The organism is Streptomyces sp. SolWspMP-5a-2, from assembly GCF_900091845.1.
Lineage (GTDB): Bacteria > Actinomycetota > Actinomycetes > Streptomycetales > Streptomycetaceae > Streptomyces > Streptomyces doudnae.
The window spans coordinates 1-4,197 of the sequence record NZ_FMCI01000019.1 but is presented as its reverse complement, the minus strand read 5'-3'; the positions used below and the strand labels follow the sequence as shown (position 1 = coordinate 4,197).

Genomic DNA, 4,197 nt, shown 5'->3' with positions numbered 1-4,197 from the left:
ACACACCCCACGACTCCAACAACCGGAACAACGCCACCTCGAACGCGAACAACGCCGGCTGCGCGAACCCCGTCTCCCCCAACGACCCCGCCCCGGCCGACCCCTCCCCCGCCGTCATCAACGACACCACCGAACGCCCCACATACGGCTCAAGCGCCGCATCCACCTCCGCCAGCACCTTCCCGAACAGAGGGAAAGCAGCGGCCAGTTCACTCCCCATGCCCGCCCGCTGAGCGCCCTGCCCCGAGAACACGAACCCGGTCCGCCCCGACGAACGCACCCCCCGCACCACACCACCACCCGCGCCACCCGCCGCCAGCGACTCCAGCCCCGCGACCAACTCACCCCGATCCCCGCCGACGACGGTCAGGGCGTGTTCGTGGGCGGCACGGGTGGTGACGAGGGAAAGGCCGATGTCGGCGACGTCCACGTCGGTCCGTGTCCTGGCGTACTCGGCCAGCCGGGCGGCCTGGGCGCGCAGGGCGTCCTCGGTCCTGGCGGAGATCGTCCAGGGCACCACGGGAAGCGCGCGTTCGACGGGAGGCCGTTCCTCGGCGGTCCTGGTGTCCCGGGGCTCCGGCTCCTCGATGATGACGTGCGCGTTGGTGCCGCTGACGCCGAAGGCGGAGACGGCCGCGCGCCGGGGGCCGTCCTGGCGCCTGGGCCACGGGCGGGCCTCGGTGAGCAGTTCGACGGCGCCGGACGACCAGTCGACCATCGGGGTCGGTTCGGTGATGTGCAGCGTCCTGGGCAGGACGTCGTGCCGCATCGCCTGCACCATCTTGATGACACCGCCGACCCCGGCCGCCGCGACCGTGTGTCCGATGTTGGACTTCAACGAGCCGAGCAGCAGCGGCCGTTCACGCCCCTGGCCGTAGGTGGCCAGCAGCGCCTGCGCCTCGATCGGATCTCCCAGACGCGTTCCGGTCCCGTGCGCCTCCACCGCGTCGACGTCCGCGGGCGACAGACCCGCGCTCGCCAACGCGCCCCGGATCACCCGCTCCTGAGCGGGACCGTTGGGAGCCGTCAACCCGTTGCTCGCGCCGTCCTGGTTCACCGCCGAACCCCGCACCACCGCCAGCACCCGGTGACCGTTGCGCCGCGCGTCCGACAGCTTCTCGACGACGAGGAGGCCGACGCCCTCCGACCACGCGGTGCCGTCCGCCGTCGCCGAGAACGACTTGATGCGGCCGTCGGGGGCGAGTCCCTTCTGCCGGGAGAAGTCGATGAATCCACCCGGGGTCGCGGTGACGGTGGCGCCGCCGGCGAGGGCGAGGGTGGACTCGCCGCGGCGCACCGACTCCACGGCGAGGTGCAGGGCCACGAGCGACGACGAGCAGGCCGTGTCCAGGGAGAGGGCGGGCCCTTCGAGGCCGAGGCTGTAGGCGATCCGGCCGGAGGCGACGCTGCTGAGCTTGCCGGTCATGAGGTGGCCCTCGAACTCCTCGGGCCCGTAGAGACCGAGGTAGCTCTGCTCCACCACCCCGGCGAAGACACCGGTCCTGGACCCCTTGAGGGTGGTGGGGTCGATTCCGGCGTCCTCGAGGGCCTCCCACGCGGTCTCCAGCAGCACGCGCTGCTGGGGGTCCATGGCGAGCGCCTCGCGCGGTGAGATGCCGAAGAAACCGGCGTCGAAGTGCGCGGCGCCGTCGAGGAACCCGGCCTCGCGGGCGTACGAGGTGCCGGGCTCCTGCGGGTCGGGGCTGTAGAGGGACTGGAGGTCCCAGCCGCGGTCCGCGGGGAACGGGCCGATGGCGTCCGTGCCGTCCGCGACGGTACGCCACAGTTCGTCGGGTGAGGTCACCCCTCCGGGGAAGCGGCAGGCCATGCCCACGATCGCGACGGGTTCGCCGCGGGACGTCTCCAACTCGGTGATGCGTTCCCGTGCCTTCTGGAGATCGGCCGTCACCCACTTCAGGTACTCGACCAGTTTCTGCTCTCGGTCCTGGGCCTGCTGTTCGTCACGGCTGTCTGCGGACATGCGGAATCAGTCTCTCCTCGGTACGGCGTGGTGCCGGGAACTCGTGGGACGTGCCGGACGGTCAGCTCGCGGCGCGGCCGAGCTGGGTGTCGATGAAGTCGAAGATCTCGTCGGCGGAGGCGGAGGCGATCGGGTCGGGCCGGGGGGCGGGGTCGTCCGGGGCGGCGGCCGTGCCGACGGGTGCGCTCACCTTGGCCAGCAGGGTCTGGAGCCGTACGGAGACCCCGACGCGGGACGCGTCGTCGGTGAGCCGGTCCAACGCGGCTTCCAGGGAGTCGAGTTCGTCGTGGACGCGGTCGGCGGGGTCGGCCGGGCCAGGTGCTGCCTCGGCCCGCAGGTACGCGGCGAGGGCGGCGGGGGTCGGGTGGTCGAAGACGAGGGTGGCGGGGAGCCGGACGCCGGTCGCCGCCGCCAGCCGGTTGCGCAGTTCGACACCGGTCAGGGAGTCGAAGCCCAGCTCCTGGAAGGGCCGTTCGGGAGCGATGCCGGCCGGGCTGACGTGCCCCAGGACGGCGGCGACCGTCGCGGTGACGGTCTCCAGCAGATAGCGCTCCTGCTGGTCCTCCGTCAGCTCGGCCAGGTGCTCGGCGAGGGACGGCGCGCCGTCCTCCTCCGCCGCCGGTGTCTCCTGCGGTCCGGGGACCGTGCCGCCCACCGCCGCGGGGGCGAGGGGCGAGGCCACAAGGGCGGGGAGACCCGAGGCCACGCCCCGGTCGAACAGGGCGAGCCCTTCGGTGTCGGCGATCCGGCGGAACCCGTCGCGGGCATACCTGTTCAGGTCCTGGTCGCTCAGGTGCGCGTTCATACCCCGGTCGCGCCACAGGCCCCAGGCGAGCGCGGTGGCGGGCAGGCCGCGGGCCGCGCGGTGGATGGCCAGCGCGTCGAGGAAGGCGTTGGCCGCCGCGTAGTTGGACTGGCCGGGTGCGCCGAGGACGCCGGCCATGGAGGAGAAGAGGACGAAGGCCCGCAGCTCCGAGTGGCGGGTCAGTTCGTGCAGGTGCCAGGCGGCGTCGGCCTTCGGCCGCAGCACGGCCCGCAACCGGTCGGCGTCCTGTGCGCCGAGCAGCGCGTTGTCGAGGACGCCGGCCGCGTGGACGACTCCGGTCAGCGGGTGCTCGTCGGGGATGCCGTCGAGGACGGCGGCCAGCGAGCGCCGGTCGGAGACGTCGCAGGACTCGACGGTGACGGTGGCGCCGTGTCCGGTCAGTTCGGCCACCAGCTCCCCGACGCCCTCGGCCCGCCTGCCGCCGCGGCTGACCAGGAGGAGGTGGCGGACCCCGTGCTCGGTCACCAGGTGCCGGGCGAGCATCCCGCCGAGCGCTCCGGTGCCGCCGGTGATCAGGACCGTTCCGTCGGGGCCCCACGGGGAGTCGGCCGGGTCCCGGTCGGTCACGGCGGTGAGGCGCGGCAGGAGCACCCGGTCGTCGCGTACGGCGGCCCTGGGGTGTCCGGCGGCGACCAGGGCGGAGAGGGTCGCCTCCGTGAGGGTCGGGGCGTCGAGGACGGTGATCCGGCCGGGTGCCTCGGACTGTGCCGAGCCGATGAGTCCCCAGGACGCGGCGGCGCCGAGGTCGGTGATGTCGTCGCCGTCCACCGCGGCGACGGCACCGCAGGTGCGGAGCACCAGCCGCACGTCCGTGAGGCGTTCGTCGGCCAGCCACTGCTTGACGAGGTCCAGCGCGTACCGGGGGCCGTGGGCCCAGTCGTCCGGGGTGGCGTCGGACGGGAGGGGGGCGAGGACGGTGTCGACGCGGGCGCCGGCCGCGACGGCGGCGGCGAGGTCGGCGACGGTGGTGTAGCGGGCCGTACCGGCGGGCAGCGGGTCCGCGGTCGCCCGGTCCGGTGCGAGGAGCGCCCAGTCATGGGTCGCCCGCGGACCGGGCGGGTCGAGCGGCTCCCAGGACTGCCGGAAGAGTGCCTGTTCCGCGGTCCGGGGTGCGGCGGGTTCGGGCCGCAGCCAGAAGGAGTCCCGTTGGAAGGCGTAGGTGGGGAGGTCCACGGTCGAGGCACCGGTGGGGGCGAAGAAGGCCGTCCAGTCCAGTCCGGTGCCGCGGCAGTGCAGGGTGGCGAGGGCGGCGGTCAGCGACTCGGGTTCGGGCCGTCCGCTCCGGACGGCGGGCACGGCGAGGGTGGTGTCGCCGGCGGACTGCGCGACGAGGCCGCCGAGCACCGGGCTCGGGCCCACTTCGAGCAGGGTGGTGACGCCTTCGGACTCC

At 73.9% G+C, this 4,197-nt stretch carries 2 protein-coding genes; both read right to left on the bottom strand.

The features are described from left to right. Positions 1-1,981, bottom strand: a 1,981-nt coding sequence (locus GA0115242_RS00940) for a type I polyketide synthase (protein WP_141721442.1), incomplete at its 3' end; no start/stop codon positions are given. A gap of 61 nt (positions 1,982-2,042) precedes the next feature. After that, positions 2,043-4,197: type I polyketide synthase (locus GA0115242_RS00935; RefSeq protein WP_141721441.1), on the bottom strand; the 2,155-nt coding region annotated here is incomplete at its 5' end.